At 65.2% G+C, this 17,738-nt stretch carries 18 protein-coding genes; 17 read left to right on the top strand and 1 reads right to left on the bottom strand.

Annotated elements, in window-relative coordinates; genetic code table 11:
* Window positions 1–7: 7 nt before the first annotated feature.
* The 16 genes from gspD (at window position 8) to BI343_RS06920 (ending at window position 16,541) form a co-directional block, all read left to right on the top strand.
* Window positions 8–2,122 carry a type II secretion system secretin GspD gene (gene gspD / locus BI343_RS06995; protein WP_071109177.1) on the top strand — a complete coding sequence of 705 codons (2,115 nt, stop codon included), beginning with the start codon at window positions 8–10 and terminating at the stop codon, window positions 2,120–2,122.
* A complete protein-coding gene (gene gspE, locus BI343_RS06990) occupies window positions 2,119–3,579 on the top strand; it encodes a type II secretion system ATPase GspE (RefSeq protein ID WP_083340853.1) in 1,461 nt (486 codons plus the stop codon). The genes gspD and gspE overlap by 4 nt, the downstream gene beginning before the upstream one ends.
* Complete coding sequence (gspF, locus tag BI343_RS06985; protein ID WP_071109176.1) at window positions 3,579–4,790, top strand: type II secretion system inner membrane protein GspF; 1,212 nt, start codon at window positions 3,579–3,581, stop codon at window positions 4,788–4,790. Before gspE ends, gspF begins: the two co-directional genes overlap by 1 nt.
* 76 nt (window positions 4,791–4,866) lie before the next feature.
* Window positions 4,867–5,310 (top strand): type II secretion system major pseudopilin GspG, encoded by a 444-nt coding sequence (gene gspG, locus BI343_RS06980; protein WP_043621877.1) that lies wholly within the window; start codon window positions 4,867–4,869, stop codon window positions 5,308–5,310.
* A gap of 15 nt (window positions 5,311–5,325) precedes the next feature.
* Window positions 5,326–5,802: a prepilin-type N-terminal cleavage/methylation domain-containing protein gene (locus tag BI343_RS06975; RefSeq protein WP_071109175.1), complete on the top strand. Its 477-nt coding sequence runs from the start codon at window positions 5,326–5,328 to the stop codon at window positions 5,800–5,802.
* Window positions 5,799–6,179 carry a type II secretion system minor pseudopilin GspI gene (gene gspI, locus BI343_RS06970; protein ID WP_043621872.1) on the top strand — a complete coding sequence of 127 codons (381 nt, stop codon included), beginning with the start codon at window positions 5,799–5,801 and terminating at the stop codon, window positions 6,177–6,179. The genes BI343_RS06975 and gspI overlap by 4 nt, the downstream gene beginning before the upstream one ends.
* Window positions 6,176–6,754 carry a type II secretion system protein GspJ gene (locus BI343_RS06965; RefSeq protein ID WP_071109174.1) on the top strand — a complete coding sequence of 193 codons (579 nt, stop codon included), beginning with the start codon at window positions 6,176–6,178 and terminating at the stop codon, window positions 6,752–6,754. The genes gspI and BI343_RS06965 overlap by 4 nt, the downstream gene beginning before the upstream one ends.
* Window positions 6,751–7,740, top strand: a complete 990-nt coding sequence (gspK, locus tag BI343_RS06960) for a type II secretion system minor pseudopilin GspK (protein ID WP_161792978.1) — start codon at window positions 6,751–6,753, stop codon at window positions 7,738–7,740. The genes BI343_RS06965 and gspK overlap by 4 nt, the downstream gene beginning before the upstream one ends.
* The gene (gspL, locus tag BI343_RS06955) at window positions 7,697–8,887 is read left to right on the top strand and encodes a type II secretion system protein GspL (protein WP_071109173.1); all 1,191 of its coding nucleotides are present in this window, start codon (window positions 7,697–7,699) and stop codon (window positions 8,885–8,887) included. Before gspK ends, gspL begins: the two co-directional genes overlap by 44 nt.
* A 2-nt stretch (window positions 8,888–8,889) precedes the next feature.
* Window positions 8,890–9,396 carry a type II secretion system protein GspM gene (gene gspM / locus BI343_RS06950; RefSeq protein WP_071109172.1) on the top strand — a complete coding sequence of 169 codons (507 nt, stop codon included), beginning with the start codon at window positions 8,890–8,892 and terminating at the stop codon, window positions 9,394–9,396.
* A complete protein-coding gene (locus tag BI343_RS06945) occupies window positions 9,393–10,142 on the top strand; it encodes a type II secretion system protein N (protein WP_071109171.1) in 750 nt (249 codons plus the stop codon). The genes gspM and BI343_RS06945 overlap by 4 nt, the downstream gene beginning before the upstream one ends.
* A 203-nt stretch (window positions 10,143–10,345) precedes the next feature.
* The gene (carA, locus tag BI343_RS06940) at window positions 10,346–11,473 is read left to right on the top strand and encodes a glutamine-hydrolyzing carbamoyl-phosphate synthase small subunit (RefSeq protein WP_071109170.1); all 1,128 of its coding nucleotides are present in this window, start codon (window positions 10,346–10,348) and stop codon (window positions 11,471–11,473) included.
* 15 nt (window positions 11,474–11,488) lie between these two features.
* Window positions 11,489–12,139 carry a leucine efflux protein LeuE gene (gene leuE / locus BI343_RS06935; RefSeq protein ID WP_071109169.1) on the top strand — a complete coding sequence of 217 codons (651 nt, stop codon included), beginning with the start codon at window positions 11,489–11,491 and terminating at the stop codon, window positions 12,137–12,139.
* Between the two features lie 73 nt (window positions 12,140–12,212).
* Entirely contained in the window at window positions 12,213–15,422 is a 3,210-nt protein-coding gene (carB, locus tag BI343_RS06930) for a carbamoyl-phosphate synthase large subunit (RefSeq protein WP_071109168.1), read from the top strand.
* Window positions 15,423–15,564: 142 nt separating this feature from the next.
* Complete coding sequence (gene greA, locus BI343_RS06925) at window positions 15,565–16,041, top strand: transcription elongation factor GreA (protein WP_043621847.1); 477 nt, start codon at window positions 15,565–15,567, stop codon at window positions 16,039–16,041.
* Between the two features lie 71 nt (window positions 16,042–16,112).
* Window positions 16,113–16,541, top strand: a complete 429-nt coding sequence (locus BI343_RS06920) for a DUF4149 domain-containing protein (protein WP_043621845.1) — start codon at window positions 16,113–16,115, stop codon at window positions 16,539–16,541.
* A gap of 91 nt (window positions 16,542–16,632) precedes the next feature.
* On the opposite strand, the gene yhbY is transcribed toward BI343_RS06920, so the two are convergent.
* Window positions 16,633–16,953, bottom strand: coding sequence for a ribosome assembly RNA-binding protein YhbY (yhbY, locus tag BI343_RS06915; protein ID WP_043621842.1), 321 nt, complete (start codon window positions 16,951–16,953; stop codon window positions 16,633–16,635).
* Between the two features lie 153 nt (window positions 16,954–17,106).
* Here yhbY and rlmE point away from each other — a divergent pair, with 153 nt between their 5' ends.
* The gene (rlmE, locus tag BI343_RS06910) at window positions 17,107–17,724 is read left to right on the top strand and encodes a 23S rRNA (uridine(2552)-2'-O)-methyltransferase RlmE (protein ID WP_071109167.1); all 618 of its coding nucleotides are present in this window, start codon (window positions 17,107–17,109) and stop codon (window positions 17,722–17,724) included.
* The last annotated feature ends 14 nt before the right edge of the window (window positions 17,725–17,738 follow it).

Here is a 17,738-nt window from a genome sequence, read left to right as displayed (position 1 = left end):
GAGTGCAATGCGAATTTCCAAACTCGTCGCCACCCTGGCCCTGGTCTACAGCTGTCAACTGCTGGCGGCGCCGCAGAACGACACGGTGATGCTCAACTTCGTCAACGCCGACATCGAGACCGTGGTCAAGGCGATAGGCGAAATCAGCGGCAAGAACTTCATCATCGATCCGCGCGTCAAGGGCACGGTCAATATCGTGTCCAGCCGGCCGGTGCCGCGAGCCTTGTCCTACCAGGTGCTGCTGTCGTCGCTGCGGCTGCAGGGCTTTTCCGCGGTGGAAGGCAACGGCGTGATCAAGATCGTGCCGGAGGCTGACGCCAAGCTGCATGCCCGGGCGGTGAAGCGCGTGCCGCGCGGCGATGGCGACCGGCTGATCACCAAGGTGTTCGCGCTGCAGAACAGCAACGCCAATCAACTGGTGCCCGTGATCCGGCCCTTGGTGTCGCCCAACAACACGGTGGCGGCCTACCCGCAATCCAATGCCCTGATCGTCACCGACTACGCCGAGAACATCCAGCGCATCGAGTCCATCATCGAGTCGGTGGAGTCGGCCGCCTCCGGCGACACCGCGGTGATTCCGGTGCTGTTCGGCTCGGCGGTGGAATTGGCAGGCACTTTGAACAAGCTGATGCAGGATGGCGGCGCGGAAGGCGGCAAAACCAGCATCCTGGCCGATCCGCGCGCCAATGTGCTGATGGTCAAGACGGACGCCCCTGGCAAGATAGGCAAGATCAAGAGCCTGCTGAAAGTGCTGGATCAGCCCAGCCAGGCCGGCTCCAATGTGCGGGTGGTGTATCTGAAGAACGCCCAGGCGGCCGATTTGGCCAAGACGCTGCGCACCTTGCTGGCCAGCGAGGGCAGTCCGGTGCAGTCCCGCAGCACCCTCGGCAACAATACCTCCGGCGGCAGCGCCAGTTTGATGAGCGGCGTCGGCGGCAGCCAGACCAATGGCAACGGCAGCAATGCCGCGCCCAGCGCGGCGCCGGTCATGGACAATGCGACGCCGGCCGCTGCCCAGGCCTCCTCCGGCCCGTCGGGAACCGGCGTCAGCGCCATGATCCAGGCGGACAGCAATAGCAATGCGTTGATCCTGAACGTGCCGGACCAGATGTACCAGAATCTGCGCAATGTGATCGATTTGCTGGACAAGCGCCGCGCCCAGGTTTACGTGGAAGCGCTGGTGATGGAGGTGTCGGCCAACCGCACCACTAAAATTGGCGTGCAGTGGTCCGCCAAGGTAGGCAATAACGGCATTGTCGGAGGGAGCTACCCCAGCGCGCCCGGCATCGTCGGCCAGCCGAGTTCGACCAACCCTTCCCCGTTCGCCAATTTGGTGAACAGCCTTACTGGCGGCGGTTTGACCGCAGGGATCATCAATAATATTACAGTCGGCGGCGTCCAGATTCCCACGCTGGGCTTGCTGGCGCAGGCGCTGGAAAACGAAGCGCAGGGCAATCTGGTGGCCAGCCCGCAACTGGTGACGATGGACAATGAAAAAGCCAAGATCGTCATCGGCCAGGAAGTCGGCGTCAAGACGGCGGCTTATGCCGCCGGCTCGGGCGGCAGCGGCACGGCGCCGTACAATACCTATGATCGGAAAACCGTGGGCTTTGGCCTCGAGATCACGCCGCAAATTTCCGAGAGCGGCACCATACGCTTGAAAATCAGCCAGGCGGCCGACTCCATCGATACCCAGACCTTGAACAACGATGCCGGCCCCACGTTCAATCGCCGTACTTTGGATACGGTGGTGACGGTGAACGACGGCGGCTTAGTGGCCTTGGGCGGTTTGACTCAGCAGAATACCGGCAATACCGAGCAGAAAGTGCCGCTGCTGGGCGATATCCCCTTTCTTGGCAACTTTTTCAAGTATCAGGAAAAGTCCAACGACAAGAAAAATCTGATGATTTTCATCCGTCCCACCATCATCCGCGATGAAACGGGCAACCGGGCCGTAGCGGAAGAGCGCTACCGATACTTGAAAGCGGATACGGTGGAGACGGCAAAGCAGAAAATGACTTTGGATCCGAAGGAAATGCTGAAGCTGGCGCCCAGGGGCGGCATCAGCGACGCGCTGAATTCGATGACTGAAGCGGAAGACAAAGCCAAGGCGGCGCAATGATGTCGGCCAAACTCTCCACCTTGCTGCCATTTCCGTTCGCGCGCGCCAACGGCGTCATCCTGCTGGACGGCGAGGCGGGGCGTGTGCTGCTGCTGCGCGAGGACGCCAAACCGGCCGCCTGGGCCGAGGCCCTGCGCCTGCACGGCGGGCCGCTGGTGGGCGCGGAAACGCTGACCGCCGCCCAGTTCGACAAGCGCTTGTCCGAGCACTACGCCAGCCGCGACGGCGCGGCGGCGGAAATGGTGGACGACATCGGCCAGGACATGGACCTGAACCAGATGGTCGAATCCTTGCCCACGGTGGAAGACCTGCTGGAGAGCGAGGGCGACGCGCCCATCATCCGCATGATCAACGCGCTGCTGACCCAAGCGTTGCGCGACGGCGCGTCCGACATCCACATCGAGGCCTTCGAAGACCGCTCCGTCGTCCGCTTCCGCCTGGACGGCACGCTGCGCGACGTGGTCAGCCCGCACCGCGCGCTGCACGCGGCCATGGTGTCGCGGATCAAGATCATGTCCGGCATGGACATCGCCGAAAAACGCATCCCGCAAGACGGCCGCATCTCGCTGCGCCTGGGCGGCCGGCCGGTGGACGTGCGCGTCTCCACGCTGCCCACCAGCCACGGCGAGCGCGTGGTGCTGCGTCTCTTGGACAAGGAGAATGCGCGGCTCGACCTGGCCACGCTGGGCATGGCCGCCGACACCCTGGCCTCGGTCGACAAGCTGATCAATCAGCCGCACGGCATCCTCTTGGTCACCGGCCCCACCGGCTCCGGCAAAACCACCACGCTGTACGCCGCGCTGTCCCGCCTGGACGCCAGCCACACCAATATCATGACGGTGGAAGACCCGGTGGAGTACCACCTGGACGGCGTGGGCCAGACCCAGGTCAACGCCAAAATCGACATGAGCTTCGCCAAAGCCCTGCGCGCCATCCTGCGCCAGGACCCGGACGTGGTGATGATAGGCGAGATCCGCGACCTGGAAACCGCGCAGATCGCGGTGCAGGCGTCCTTGACCGGCCACTTGGTGCTGGCGACGCTGCACACCAACGACGCCGCCAGCGCGGTGACGCGGCTCACCGATATGGGCGTGGAGCCGTTCCTGCTGGCGTCCAGCTTGCTGGGGGTGATGGCGCAGCGTCTGGTGCGCCGCGTCTGCCCGCAGTGCAAGGCGCCGCATCCGGTGCCGCTGGAGGAGGATCCGGCGGCAGTGCACTATCGTCCTGTCGGTTGCCCGGCTTGCGGCGGCTCCGGCTACAAGGGGCGTTACGGCATTTACGAGCTGATGCTGGTGGACGACACCATGCAGCGGCTGATCCATGACCGCGCGTCCGAGCAGCGCCTGCGCGACCACGCCGCGCGCCACGGCATGCGCAGCCTACGCGACGACGGCCTGCGCTGGGTCAAGGCCGGCGAGACCAGCCTGGAAGAAATCCTGCGGGTGACGAGGAGCTGATGGCCGCCTTCAAGTACACCGCCTACGACGCGGCGGGCAAGGAGCAAAGCGGCCTGCTGGAGGCCGACTCCGCCCGCGCCGCGCGCGTCCAGCTGCGCGAACGCGGCCTGTTGCCGGTGACGGTGGACAGCGTCAACGCCAAGACCGGCGGCGCGGCCAGCAATGTGCTGCGGCGCGGCTTGCCGCGCGCCGAATTGGTGATGATCACCGAGCAGCTGTCCACCTTGCTGAATGCCGGCTTGACGCTGGAAAAAGCGCTGACCGCGGTGACCGAGCAAGCGGAAAACCCGCGCAGCCGCACCGTGCTGGCCGCGCTGCGCAGCGACATCCTGGAAGGCAAGAGCTTCGCCCAGGCGCTGTCCGCCGCGCCCGGCGTGTTTTCCCCCTTGTACCGCTCGCTGGTCCAGGCCGGCGAGCAATCCGGCCATCTGGACATGGTGATGGCGCGCTTGGCGGAATACCTGGACAAGCGCCAGAACACGCAGCAGAAAGTGACGCTGGCCTTGGCCTATCCGGCGGTGGTGACGCTGGTGGCCATCCTGGTGGTGGCCGGCCTGATGAGCTATGTCGTGCCGCAGGTGGTCAGCGTCTTCGCCCAGACCAAGCAGACGCTGCCATTTCTGACCCGCGCCCTGATGGCCTGCAGCGATTTCCTGCGCCAGTGGGGCGTGGCCTTGCTGATCGCCATCGTCGCCGCGGCGTTTTTGGCCGTGCGCGCCTTGCGCGCGCCGGCGCTGAAGCGCCGCTTCCACGAGCGGGTGCTGAGGCTGCCTGTATTCGGCCGCCTGTTCCGCGCGCTGAATACCGCGCGCATGGCCAGCACGCTGTCGATTCTGGTCGGCTCCGGCGTGCCGCTGCTGACCGCGCTGGAAACCGCGCGCGGCCTGATGTCCATGCTGCCGATGCAAGACGCGGTGGCCGACGCGATGAACAAGGTGCGCGAGGGGATTTCGCTGTCGCGCGCGCTGAACGCCAGCAAGAAGTTTCCGCCGGTGCTGATCCACCTGATCTCCAGCGGCGAAGCCAGCGGCACGCTGTCCCACATGCTGGACCGCGCCGCGCAGCAGCAGGAGCAGGAGGTGGAGCGCAAGCTGGCCACCTTCACCACCCTGATGGAGCCGCTGCTGATTCTGGTGATGGGCGGCATGGTGCTGTTGATCGTGCTGGCCATCATGATGCCGATCATCGATATGAACCAGATGGTGCATTGAGCGGCAGATTTCGACCATTCATGCTTGTAACCCGCCAAATCGATTCGGGCGGTGATATTGAAACTCAGGAGTCACAATGAAACAGCTCAAACACGCCGCCCAGCGCGGCTTCACCCTGATCGAAATCATGGTGGTGATCGTCATCCTCGGCGTGCTGGCGGCGCTGGTGGTGCCCAAGGTGATGAGCCGCCCGGACGAGGCGCGCATCGTCGCCGCCAAGCAGGACATCGGCGCCATCAGCCAGGCGCTGAAGCTGTACCGTCTGGACAACGGCCGCTATCCGACCACCGACCAGGGCCTGCAGGCGCTGGTGCAGAAGCCTACCGCCGCGCCGGAACCGAAGAACTGGAAGCCCGGCGGCTATCTGGAGCGCCTGCCCAAGGACCCGTGGGGCAATCCGTATCAGTACGCCAATCCGGGCACGCACGGCGAAATCGACATCTGGAGCTTCGGCGCCGATGGCCAGCCGGGGGGCGAAGGCAACGACGCCGACATCGGCAATTGGGACAGCGGCAAGTAAGCCGGAGGGCCGGACTTGAGCCTGGCGGCGCGGGCGCGCGGCTTCACGCTGATCGAGGTGATGGTGGTGATGCTGATCATCGGCGTCCTCGCCACCACCGTCACGCTGAGCCTGAGGCCGGACACCCATCGTCTGTTGAGCGACGAGGGCTACCGTTTCGCGCGCGTGCTGGAGCAGGCCGGCGACGCCGCCGAGATGGGCGACATGCTGGCCTTGAGCTGGAACGGCAAAGGCTATGTTTTCACGCGGCAGGACGATGACGGCAACTGGAACCAGGTCAACGACGAATTGCTGGCGCCGCATGGGTGGCCGGACGGCATCGCCGGCGGCGGATTGTTGCTGGATGGCCAGCCGTGGCCAGCGGACAGGCCGCTGCTGCTATGGCAGAACGGCCGCGCCGCGGCTTTGGCGCTGCGGCTGGACGGCGCCGGCCGCAAGCTGACGGTGCTGCAGTCTCCGCTGGGGCGGGTGACCGTGACGGACGGCTCATGAAGCGGCAGGCAGGTTTCACCTTGTTCGAAGTGCTCGTCGCGTTGGCCATCATCGCGGTGGCGCTGGGGGCCTTGTTGCGCGCCACCGGCCTGGCCGCGGACAACGCCGAAGGCATGGAGCGGCGGATGCAGGCCAATTGGGAGGCGCAGAACCAGATCGCCGCCATGCAGGCGCTGCGCCAGTTTCCCGAGCCGGGCCAGCAGGCCGGCGAAAGCAAATCGGATGGCGTGGAGTGGCGCTGGGAGCGCGAGGTGACGACCACCCCGAATCCGAATTTTCGCAAGGTGGTGGTGCGCATTCTGGCGCCGGGCGCCGGCCGCTACGTGCTGGCCGAGATCACCGGCTATCTCAGGCAGCAGCCGGGAGGCGGCGGTTGAGCGCGCGCAAGCAGGGCGGCATGACGCTGCTGGAAATCCTGGTGGCGATGAGCCTGTTGGCCATTCTGTCGGTGATGGGATACAAGGCCTTCGGCTCCTTGCTGATCGCCCGCGAGCGGCTGATGCAGACCGGCCAGCAGTGGGTGGATGCCGCGCGCGCCTTCCGAAGGCTGGAGAGCGACCTGACCGGCCTGCAGCCGCAGGCCAGCCAGGCCGATCCGATGCAAGGCCAGGCGCTGGGCGCCAGCACGCTGACCTTGCAGCAGGATGGCAATGGCCAGACGCTGGCGTTGGAGTCGGTGTCCACCCGCTATCCCAGCGGCAAGGAGAGAGTGATCTACCATGCCGGGGCGGGCGGGCTGTCGTGGTCGGCCGGCGATGCCGGCGGCGGGCAGCCGGCGGTCTATCCGCTATTGGGCGCGGAGATGAAAGTGAGCTGGCGCGTGTTGCTGAATGATGGCAGCTGGCAGGATGCCTGGCCCAGCGGCGGCCAGGGCCTGTCCGCCCGCGGGCTGGAAATGCGCATCGCGATGCCGGGCGCGCGCCAGGTGCATAGATTATGGGTGTTGCCATGAGGCGGCAGTCCGGCATGGCCGTGATCATGGCGTTGCTGATCGTGGCGCTGGCCACTACGGCGGCCAGCCTGGTGCTGTGGCAGCAGGGCTTGTGGTGGCATCAGTTGGAAAACGACAAGAGCCGCGCCCAGCTGCGGCTGGTGGCCGAGGCGGGCCTGGGCTGGGCGATGGAGATCTTGCGCTTCAACAATGTCAGCGGCAACGGCGTGGTGGCGCTGTCCCAGCTTTGGGCGCAGCCCCTGCCGCAGACCGAGGCGCAGGGCGTGAAGGTCAGCGGCGCGCTGACCGATTTGCAAGGGCGCTTCAACATCAACGCGCTGGTCAATGACGGCGGGCAGGTGGATAAGGATCAGCTGATGTTCTATCGCGACCTGCTGAAGACGCTGGGTTTGCCCAGCACCTTGTCCGAGCCCTTGCTGCGCAAGCTGCGCGGCTTGTCGGACAGCGAGGACCCGCTGGCGCAGACCGATCAGGGCGCGGCGCCGCGTCCCAGCCATCCGCTGGCGCGGGTGGAGATGCTGCGCTGGTTGCCGGGCTACACGCCGGAGGTGATGGACAAGCTGTTGCCGCACATCGCCGCCTTGCCGCCGACGGCGACGACGATCAACGTCAATACCGCCACCGACAAGGTGCTGAAAACGCTGATGCCGGGAATAGGGGACGGCAATCTGATGGTGATGATGAAGCAGCGGCAGACCGTCTACTACCGCGACAAGGCTGATTTTCTGGCCCGGCCGCCGGGCAATATGGTCAAGAGCAACTTTAGCAACATGATAGGCGCCGCCTCCAATTATTTTCTGCTCGACAGCCGCTCCAGCTATGGCAAGGCCAAGCTGCGGATGCGGGCGATGATTTACAGCAACCTCAATGTCGTCCGGCTGGTGTGGCGACAGGATGGCAATGACGACCGCGCCCTGGCGGCGCGGTCTGGTGGAGAAAACAATGACGACGCTGCGACTCTATCTGCGGGCGGGTTGGCCCGATAGCGAGCCGGGCCTGCCGTGGGCTTTGCTGGGCGCGCGCGGCGAACTGGCCGCGCAGGGCGACAGCGCGCCCGGAGGATGGCCCAAGGCCGACCATTGCGAACTGGTGCTGTCGGCAGGCCGCACGCTGTTCAGCGAGGTGAAGCTGCCGGATGCGGTGAAGCAGCCGACGTCTGCGGTGATCGGCTTCGCGCTGGAAGAGCGCTTGGGCAATGACCCGGCGGCCAATCTGTACGCGCTTGGCGACGCGGCGGCCGACGGGCGGCGCGCGGTGGCTGTGACCGAGGCGGCGGCGGTGCGCCGCGCCGTGGCCATGTTGAAGAGCCTGGGCCGGCTGTGCGACCGCATCGTGCCTGAGGAGTGCCTGTTGCCGCCGCCGCCGGTTGGCGGCTGGAGCGTGACGCGGCTGGCGGACCGCTGGCTGGTGCGCGCCGCTTCGCCTTTCGCCACCAGCTTGCCGCGCGGCGGCGCGGCGCTGGAGCAGGCGCTGTTCAGCTCGCTGCTGACCGCGGCGGCGCCCGGGCGCTTGCAGCTCAGCGGCGTGGACAGCGCGGACGAGCTGTTGTCGCGTCTGCCGGGATGGCAGGGCGAAACCGCGCGCGGCGAGGCTTACGATTGGCGCAGCGGCCGCCGCCATGGCCACTTCGACTTCGCCCAAGGCGAATTGGCGGCCAACCGGCGTTGGCGCGACTGGGCGCCGTCGCTGAAACGGGCGGGCTGGCTGCTGGGCGGCCTGCTCGCGGCGCAGCTGGCGCTGACGTTGAGCCAGTCCGCCTGGTATGCCTGGCAGAAGTACAGCCTGTCGCAGCAGATCAGGAGCGCCGCCACGCCGTGGATAGGCGGCCAAGCCTTGCCGGGCAGCAGCGCCTTGCCCATGCTGCGCGCGGTGGACAAGCTCAGGCTGAGCCATGGCTTGCCGGCGCGCGACGATATGGTGGAACTGATGGGCGCGCTGGCGGCGGTGGCCGGGCGCGATCTGCAGGTGCGCCAAATGGAATATGAGGCCGGCCGCCTGAAGCTGCAGGTCGCGGAGGTGCCGGCGGAAAGCCTGGCGCGCTGGCGCAAGCTGCTGGCGGCGCGGCAGATCATGCTGGACGCGACGAGCAGCCAGCCCGGCAGCAAGCAACTGGTGGTGGCGCGGGAGCCGTGACGATGAAAGCGTACAAGCAACAGTTTCTCGATTACTGGCAGCAGCGCACCGTGCGCGAGCAACGGCTGCTGGCGGCCATGGCGGCGGTGCTGGGCGCGGCTTTCCTGTACCTGGGAGTATGGGAGCCGGCCAATGCCTCGCTGCAGCGCAACCGCGCGGCGGTGGCGCGCTTGCAGGCGGAGCAGGGCATGGTGCAGGCGCTGGCGGACGAAGCGGCCAAATTGAAGCGCCAGCCGGCGCAGGCGCCGCTGCCGGCCAAGGAGCTGATACCGCTGCTGCAGCAAACGGCCAAGAGCCAGGGCTTGCCTGGGGGCATCCAGTTCAATCCCGAAGGCGATTCCGGGGTCAGCATGGAAGGCGTGATGGGGTTTGACGATTGGGTGCGCTTCGCCGGCGTGTTGTCGGCGCAGCAGCAGGTGCGCGCGCTGAACGTCAAGGTGGAGGCGCAGCCGGTGCCGGGGCAAGTGAAGATCAAGGCGCTGCTGGCGCATGCGGGGGCGGAGGCATGAGGCGCAAGATAGGGAAGGGCTTGGCCCTGGCGCTGCTCTTCCTGGCGGGCGCGCTGTCGGCCCTGCCGGCCAGTTGGCTGTCGTGGCCGGTGGCCAGGCTCAGCGATCGGCACTGGGATGTCAGCGAGGCCAAGGGCACGCTGTGGAACGGCAGCGCGCAGCTGGTGTATCTGGGGCCGTCCGGCGAAGTGCAGACGATGAGCCCGCTGGCTTGGCAATGGCAGCCGCGCGCGCTGCTGTCCGGCCTGCTGGCGTGGCATGTGGACAGCGCCGGCCAGCCGGGGCTGGTGCAGCTGGGATTCGGCAAGCAGGAGGTGAGAGGGCTGGCCGTCTCCTTGCCGGTGGCGGCGCTGGCCAATCTGTCCAAGACCTGGCAGGCGGCTCGGCTGGGCGGCGAGCTGCAATTGAACATCCCGCAGCTGGCGCGCCAGGGCAAGACTATCAGCGGCACCGCGCAAGTGCTATGGCGCGGCGCGTCCACCCCGCTGACGACGGCGCTGCCGTTCGGCAGCTATCAGCTGGACCTGTCCGGCACGCCGCAAGGGCTGAGTCTGAACCTGTCCACGCTGGAGGGCCCGCTGATGCTGAACGGCCAGGGCAGCTGGCCGGCCAACGGCGCTTTCAATATGGCCGGCACGGCGGATAGCCCGCCGGACAAGTACGACGCGCTGAAGCCCTTGATGCTGATGCTGGGGCAGCCTTCCGGGCCGACCAGCGTCAGTTGGCAATCCAAGACCGGCATGTAAGGATTTTTCAGCAAAACAGGCTAGCTGGTATTGTGCAGTCGCAAAATGCGCGGTACTATAGAAAGGTTTAACCAAACGGGACAGGCGCAGGCGCCGAGTCCCGTTATTCACATAAGAATTTTGAAAATCCCAGGGTGTGAAACCAGAAACCGGCGCAGCCGGTTTTTGTGTAAGCGCCCAGGCAAAGCAACAGGAGCCAGCCAGTGTCAAACCTCCCCGCAATCCTTGTCTTGGCTGACGGCACGCTTTTCAAAGGTAGTGCTATCGGTGCCACCGGCCATACGGTGGGTGAGGTGGTATTCAATACCGCCATCACCGGTTACCAGGAGATCCTGACGGATCCCTCCTATACCAGGCAGATCGTCACTCTCACTTATCCCCACATTGGCAATGTCGGCGCGAATTCGGAAGATACCGAATCCCGCGCCGTTTTTGCATCCGGGCTTATCATCCGCGATTTGCCGTTGCTGCACAGCAACTTCCGCGCCGAAGATTCGCTGTCCGATTACCTGAAAAAGCACAATGTCGTCGCCATCGCCGACATCGACACCCGCAAGCTGACCCGCATCCTGCGCGAGAAGGGCGCCCAGGCCGGCTGCATCATGGCCGGCGACATCGACGAGGCCAAAGCCCTGGAGCTGGCGCGCGGCTTCGGCTCCATGGCCGGCCAGGACTTGGCCAAGGTGGTCAGCTGCCAGAAACCCTACGCCTGGACCGAGAAGGAATGGAAGCTGGGCGCGGGCTACCAGGTGCAGTCGTCCACCCGCTATCACGTGGTGGCCTATGACTTCGGCGTCAAGCACAACATCCTGCGCATGCTGGCCGAGCGCGGCTGCCAGCTGACCATCGTGCCGGCGCAAACGCCGGCGGCCGATGTGCTGGCGATGAATCCGCATGGCGTGTTCCTGTCCAACGGTCCCGGCGACCCGGAGCCGTGCGGCTACGCCATCTCCGCCATCCGCGAGATTCTGGAAACCAAGTTGCCGGTATTCGGCATCTGCCTGGGCCACCAGTTGCTGGGCCTGGCTACCGGCGCCGCCACTTCCAAGATGAAGTTCGGCCACCACGGTGCCAACCACCCGGTGCAAGACCTGGACAGCGGCCGCGTGATGATCACCAGCCAGAACCATGGCTTCCAGGTGGACGAAACCAGCCTGCCGGCCAATGTCCGCGTCACCCACCGCTCGCTGTTCGACGGTACGGTGCAGGGCATCGCGCTGACCGACCGCCCGGCCTTCTCTTTCCAGGGCCACCCGGAAGCCAGCCCGGGACCGGAGGACGTCGCCTACCTGTTCGACCGCTTCATCGCGGCGATGGCGGAACGGCAGTAAGGGCGGAGTCGAATCATGTTGGGCATTACCGACCTTACCACCTACCTGATCGGCACGCTGATCGTGATCCTGCTGCCGGGGCCGAACGCCATGTACGTGCTGTCGGTGGCGGCGCAGCGCGGCAAGCGCGCGGGCTTCGCCGCCGCCGGCGGCGTGGTTAGCGGCGACTTCATCCTGATGACGCTGGCGGCCACCGGCGCGGCTGGCCTGCTGCAGGCCAATCCGGCGCTGTTCGCGGTGGTCAAGTACATCGGCGGCGGCTATCTGGCCTGGCTAGGCGTCAACATGCTGAAGTCCGGCATCCTGGCCTGGCGCCGCGCGCGCCGCGGCGAAGAGTCCGCCTCGGCCGCGTCGCCGTTGTCCGGAGGCCACCCTTACCGCAAGGCGCTGCTGATCAGCCTGATGAACCCGAAGGCCATCCTGTTCTTCGTATCGTTCTTCGTGCAGTTCGTCGATCCAGCCTATCCGCACCCGGCTGTCACCTTCGCCGCGTTGGGCGCCATCGTCCAGTGCTGCAGCATCGCCAATCTGTCCATGCTGATCCTGCTGGGCGACAAGCTGGCCGCGGCTTTCCGCCGCCGCCGCAAGCTGACGGCGGCGCTGGGCGGCTCGGTGGGGGCCATCTTCGTCGGATTCGGCGCCAAGCTGGCGGCGGCCAGCCTGTAAGGCCAATAGTGAACATGCCGCGTCGCCGGGTGCGGCGCGGCCGGAAAATACAAGTCATCAAAGAGTAGAAGCCATGCCAAAGCGTACCGACATCAAAAGCATTCTGATCATTGGCGCCGGCCCGATCGTCATCGGCCAGGCCTGCGAGTTTGACTACTCCGGCGCCCAGGCCTGCAAGGCGCTGCGCGAGGAAGGCTACAAAGTCATCCTGGTCAACTCCAACCCGGCCACCATCATGACCGACCCGGACATGGCCGACGTCACCTACATCGAGCCCATCAGCTGGCCGGTGGTGGAAAAGATCATCGCCAAGGAGCGCCCGGACGCCATCCTGCCGACCATGGGCGGCCAGACCGCGCTGAACTGCGCGCTGGACCTGGCCAAGCACGGCGTCCTGGAAAAATACAAAGTCGAGCTGATCGGCGCCACCGAAGACGCCATCGACAAGGCCGAGGATCGCGGCCGCTTCAAGGAAGCCATGGCCAAGATCGGCCTGTCCTGCCCGCTGTCCTTCGTCTGCCACACCATGGAAGAGTCGCTGGAGGCGCAGGCCAAGGTGGGCTTCCCCACGCTAATCCGTCCGTCCTTCACCATGGGCGGCTCCGGCGGCGGCATCGCCTACAACAAGGAAGAATTCGTCGCCATCTGCGAGCGCGGCTTCGAGGCCTCCCCCACCCATGAGCTGCTGATCGAGCAGTCGGTGCTGGGCTGGAAGGAATACGAGATGGAAGTGGTTCGCGACAAGAACGACAACTGCATCATCATCTGCTCCATCGAAAACTTCGATCCGATGGGCGTGCACACCGGCGACTCCATCACCGTGGCCCCGGCGCAGACGCTGACCGACAAGGAATACCAGATCATGCGCAACGCCAGCTTGGCGGTGCTGCGCGAGATCGGCGTGGATACCGGCGGCTCCAATGTGCAGTTCGCCACCAATCCGGCCACCGGCGAGATGATCGTGATCGAGATGAACCCGCGTGTGTCGCGTTCCTCCGCGCTGGCGTCCAAGGCCACCGGCTTCCCGATCGCCAAGATCGCCGCCAAGCTGGCGGTGGGCTTCACCCTGGACGAATTGAAGAACGACATCACCGGCGGTGCCACCCCGGCTTCGTTCGAGCCGTCCATCGACTACGTGGTCACCAAGATTCCGCGTTTCGCGTTTGAAAAATTCCCGCAGGCCGACGACCGCCTGACCACCCAGATGAAGTCGGTGGGCGAAGTGATGGCGATGGGCCGCACGCTGCAGGAATCGATGCAGAAAGCGCTGCGCGGCCTGGAAACCGGCCTGGCCGGCTTCGACCCGGTGACCACCGACGAAGCCGCTATCCGCCACGAGCTGGGCGCGCCGGGGCCGGAGCGCATCCTGTACGTGGCCGACGCCTTCCGCATCGGCATGAGCCGCGACGACATCCACGCCGTCAGCAAGATCGACCCGTGGTTCCTGGCCCAGATCGAAGACATCGTCGGCGAGGAGAAGGCGCTGTCCGGCCGCAAGGTCGAGGACATGGACTACGCCGAGCTGCGCCGTCTGAAGCGCAAGGGCTTCTCCGACCGCCGCCTGGGCGAACTCTTGGGAACCGACCAAGCCGCCGTGCGCGCCAAGCGCTGGGCGCTGGGCCTGCACCCGGTGTACAAGCGCGTGGACACCTGCGCCGCCGAGTTCGCCACCAATACCGCCTATATGTACTCCACCTACGAGGAAGAGTGCGAATCCAACCCGTCCGACCGCAAGAAGGTGATGGTGCTGGGCGGCGGGCCGAACCGCATTGGCCAGGGCATCGAGTTCGACTACTGTTGCGTGCATGCCGCGCTCAGCCTGCGCGAATCCGGCTTCGAGACCATCATGGTCAACTGCAACCCGGAAACCGTGTCCACCGACTACGACACCTCGGACCGCCTGTATTTCGAGCCGCTGACGCTGGAAGACGTGCTGGAAATCTGCCGCATCGAGAAGCCGTTCGGCGTCATCGTCCAGTACGGCGGCCAGACCCCGCTGAAGCTGGCGCGCGCGCTGGAGGCCAACGGCGTGCCCATCATCGGCACCACGCCGGACATGATTGACGCCGCCGAGGACCGCGAGCGCTTCCAGAAACTGCTGAACGAGCTGGGCCTGAAGCAGCCGCCGAACCGCACCGCGCGCGCGCCGGCCGAGGCGATGAAGCTGGCGGACGAGATCGGCTACCCGCTGGTGGTGCGCCCCTCCTATGTGCTGGGCGGCCGCGCGATGGAAATCGTCCACGAGCCGGCCGATCTGGAGCGTTACATGCGCGAAGCGGTGAAGGTGTCGAATGACAGCCCGGTGCTGCTGGACCGCTTCCTCAACGACGCCATCGAAGTGGACGTCGACTGCGTGTCCGACGGCCAGAACGTGGTGATCGGCGGCATCATGCAGCACGTCGAGCAAGCCGGCGTCCACTCCGGCGACTCCGCCTGCTCGCTGCCGCCGTACAGCCTGTTCCCGGCGCTGCAGGACGAGATCCGCCGCCAGACCGAGGCGATGGCGCGCGCGCTGAACGTGGTCGGCCTGATGAACGTGCAGTTCGCCATCCAGGGCGACACCATCTACGTGCTGGAAGTGAATCCGCGCGCCTCGCGCACCGTGCCCTTCGTCTCCAAGGTGACCTCCGCGCCGCTGGCCAAGATCGCCGCCCGCGCCATGGCCGGCATCAGTCTGGCCGAGCAGGGATTCACCAAGGAAGTGATCCCGCCGTTCAACGCGGTGAAGGAGGCCGTTTTCCCCTTCATCAAGTTCCCGGGCGTGGACACCATCCTGGGGCCGGAAATGAAGTCCACCGGCGAGGTGATGGGCGTTGGCAAAACCTTCGCCGAGGCCTACGTCAAGGCGCAGCTGGGCGCCGGCGATCGCCTGCCCAAGACCGGCAAGGTGTTCCTGTCGGTGCGCGACGGCGACAAGAACGGCGCGGTGGATGTGGCGCGCGAGCTGCAGCGTCTGGGCTTCGGCATCTGCTGCACCCGCGGCACCGCCAAGCACCTGACCGAAGCCGGCCTGATCGTGCAGGTGGTCAACAAGGTGAACGAAGGCCGCCCGCACATCGTGGACATGATCAAGAACGGCGAAATCGATCTGGTGATCAACACGGTGGATGAGAAGCGCACCGCGATCCAGGACAGCCATTCCATCCGCCGTTCCGCCCTGCAGGCGCGCGTGCCGCAGTACACCACGCTGTCCGCCGCCAAGGCGGTGTGCGTGGGCATGAAGCACGCCGAGGCCTTCGATGTGTACAGCGTGCAGCAATTGCACGCGCAGATCGCGGGTTGAGGGTAGCAGTCCGTCGGTAGGCTTTGATGCGGAGGCGATTTGCCGTTACAATTCCGCTCAAACCCGCTTGTGCAAGCCGCCGTCCTGTACGGCGGCTTGTGCTTTTGATAAAGGCGGACAACCGCCTGTGGAGAATACTGTAATGACCAAAGTCCCGTTGACTGTACGCGGCGCCGAGCTTCTGAAGGAAGAACTGCAACGCCTGAAGAGCGTGGAGCGTCCGGCGGTGATCGAGGCGATCGCCGAGGCGCGTTCTCATGGCGACCTGTCGGAAAACGCCGAATACGACGCGGCCAAAGAACGTCAGGCCTTTGTCGAAGGCCGCATCGCCGAGCTGGAAGCCAAGCTGTCCAACGCCGTGATCATCAATCCGGCCGAGCTGGACGCCGATGGCCGCGTGGTGTTCGGCGCCACCGTCGAACTGATGGATCTGGAAACCGAAGAGAACGTGACCTACCAGATCGTCGGCGACGACGAAGCCGACATCAAAGTCAGCAAGGTATCGGTGAACTCGCCGATCTCGCGCGCCCTGATCGGCAAGGAAGCCGGCGACGTGGCCGAAGTGGTGGCCCCGGGCGGCATCCGCGAGTACGAAGTGCTCGACGTCAAGTACATCTGACCTGAATCCGAACCGCGCGCGACGCCTGATCGCGCGTTTTTCATGAGCGGCTTTCTGTTGCTGGGGGAAAAATGGACGGCTTGCGTGCTTTCGCCAAAACTTTCTGGATTGGCGGTTTGTGGGTAATCGGCCTGATCGTGGCGCCGGTGCTGTTCAAAACGCTGGACGCGGTGACCGCCGGCATGGTGGCCGGGCGTTTGTTCGCCGTCATCGCCTGGGTTGGGCTGGTGTGCGGCGTGTTCCTGATGGTGGACCTGGTGTGGCGCAATGGCGTGTCCGGCTTGAAGCAGGGCGCGTTCTGGCTTATCGTCGGCATGCTGGCGTGCACGCTGATCAACCAGTTTGGCGTGGCGCCGATCATCGTTACGCTGAAACAGCAGATGAACCATGCGGCCGAGGGCCTGTTCGGCGGCGGCTTCGCCACCTGGCACGCCATTTCCAGCCTGATCTACCTGGTGCAGAGCCTGCTCGGCCTGGCTTTTATCTGGCGCAGCGAGTAAGCGCCGCGCGCCTGGACGGCCGGCGCTGTGCCGCGCAGGCAACAAAAAAGCGGTGGCTGGGCCACCGCTTTTTGTTTGCCGGCAAATGGACTCAGTCCTTCATCGCCTGCTTGTTTTTCGGCAGCGGAATGCGCTGCTTGTCGCTGGGGCGCCACAGCACCAACAGCTTGCCGATATGCTGAACCGGGGCGCAGCCCAGCTCGTCGCAGATCTGCTCGAACATGGCGACGCGGGCTTCGCGATCGTCGCCGAGCACGCGAACCTTGATCAGTTCGTGGGCGTCCAGATTGATGGCGATTTCGCGCACTACGGACTCGGTCAGGCCGTTGTTGCCGATCATTACCACCGGGTCGATGCCGTGCGCCAGACCTTGCAGGTACTTGCGCTGAAACGGCTTGATTTCAATTTTCATGGAAATACGGAATTCAAAGCAAAACGCGATTCTACTAGAATTTGCCCCTCCGCCCCAAATTTGGGCCTGAATTAACCGAAAAACAACAGGATAGCGCCGTGCGCCGCGGGTCCATCGGCTATCCTGAGCATTGAGACCACAGAAAGCGCCGAGATGGCAAGAAGCAAGAGCAGCAACGCCTGGTTGCAGGAACACGTCAACGACCAATATGTGCAAATGGCGCAGAAAGACGGCTATCGCGCCCGCGCCGCCTACAAGCTCTTGGAGATCAACGACAAGGATAAACTGATCCGCCCCGGCGTCGTGCTGGCGGATCTGGGCTCCACGCCGGGCAGCTGGTCCCAGGTGGCGGCGCGCATCGTCGGCGACAAGGGCAAGGTGTTCGCGCTCGATATTCTGCCGATGGATCCGGTGCCCGGCGTCGACTTCATCCAGGGCGACTTCCGCGAAGAAGCGGTGTTGCGCGAGTTCGAGCAATTATTGGGCGGCCGCGCGCTGGATCTTGTAATTTCCGATATGGCACCCAATATGTCAGGCATGAGCGCCATCGATCAGGCCCGTAGTTTCCTCCTGTGCGAGCTGGCGCTGGATTTTGCGCGCGATCATTTGAAACCCGGCGGCCACTTTCTCGTCAAAGTGTTCCAGGGCAGCGATTTTCAGGATTACCTCAAAGCCATGCGCGAGCTATTCGGCGAGGTGGTCACCCGCAAACCCAAGGCGTCACGCGACCGTTCCAGCGAAATCTATCTGCTGGGCAAGCATCGCCGCTGACACGAATGGGCGCG

This window comes from Chromobacterium amazonense (assembly GCF_001855565.1).
Classification (GTDB): Bacteria; Pseudomonadota; Gammaproteobacteria; order Burkholderiales; family Chromobacteriaceae; genus Chromobacterium; species Chromobacterium amazonense.
Note: the sequence above shows the minus strand (reverse complement) of the source record. Positions and strands in the feature narration are given on the sequence as shown.

Bases quoted from the DNA above. Each gene is read 5' to 3' on its own strand.
- gspD (WP_071109177.1), top strand. From the start codon at position 8: ATGCGAATTTCCAAACTCGTCGCCACCCTGGCCCTGGTCTACAGCTGT.
- gspE (WP_083340853.1), top strand. From the start codon at position 2,119: ATGATGTCGGCCAAACTCTCCACCTTGCTGCCATTTCCGTTCGCGCGC.
- gspF (WP_071109176.1), top strand. From the start codon at position 3,579: ATGGCCGCCTTCAAGTACACCGCCTACGACGCGGCGGGCAAGGAGCAA.
- gspG (WP_043621877.1), top strand. From the start codon at position 4,867: ATGAAACAGCTCAAACACGCCGCCCAGCGCGGCTTCACCCTGATCGAA.
- gspI (WP_043621872.1), top strand. From the start codon at position 5,799: ATGAAGCGGCAGGCAGGTTTCACCTTGTTCGAAGTGCTCGTCGCGTTG.
- gspK (WP_161792978.1), top strand. From the start codon at position 6,751: ATGAGGCGGCAGTCCGGCATGGCCGTGATCATGGCGTTGCTGATCGTG.
- gspL (WP_071109173.1), top strand. From the start codon at position 7,697: ATGACGACGCTGCGACTCTATCTGCGGGCGGGTTGGCCCGATAGCGAG.
- gspM (WP_071109172.1), top strand. From the start codon at position 8,890: ATGAAAGCGTACAAGCAACAGTTTCTCGATTACTGGCAGCAGCGCACC.
- BI343_RS06945 (WP_071109171.1), top strand. From the start codon at position 9,393: ATGAGGCGCAAGATAGGGAAGGGCTTGGCCCTGGCGCTGCTCTTCCTG.
- leuE (WP_071109169.1), top strand. From the start codon at position 11,489: ATGTTGGGCATTACCGACCTTACCACCTACCTGATCGGCACGCTGATC.
- carB (WP_071109168.1), top strand. From the start codon at position 12,213: ATGCCAAAGCGTACCGACATCAAAAGCATTCTGATCATTGGCGCCGGC.
- greA (WP_043621847.1), top strand. From the start codon at position 15,565: ATGACCAAAGTCCCGTTGACTGTACGCGGCGCCGAGCTTCTGAAGGAA.
- BI343_RS06920 (WP_043621845.1), top strand. From the start codon at position 16,113: ATGGACGGCTTGCGTGCTTTCGCCAAAACTTTCTGGATTGGCGGTTTG.
- yhbY (WP_043621842.1), bottom strand. From the start codon at position 16,953: ATGAAAATTGAAATCAAGCCGTTTCAGCGCAAGTACCTGCAAGGTCTG.
- rlmE (WP_071109167.1), top strand. From the start codon at position 17,107: ATGGCAAGAAGCAAGAGCAGCAACGCCTGGTTGCAGGAACACGTCAAC.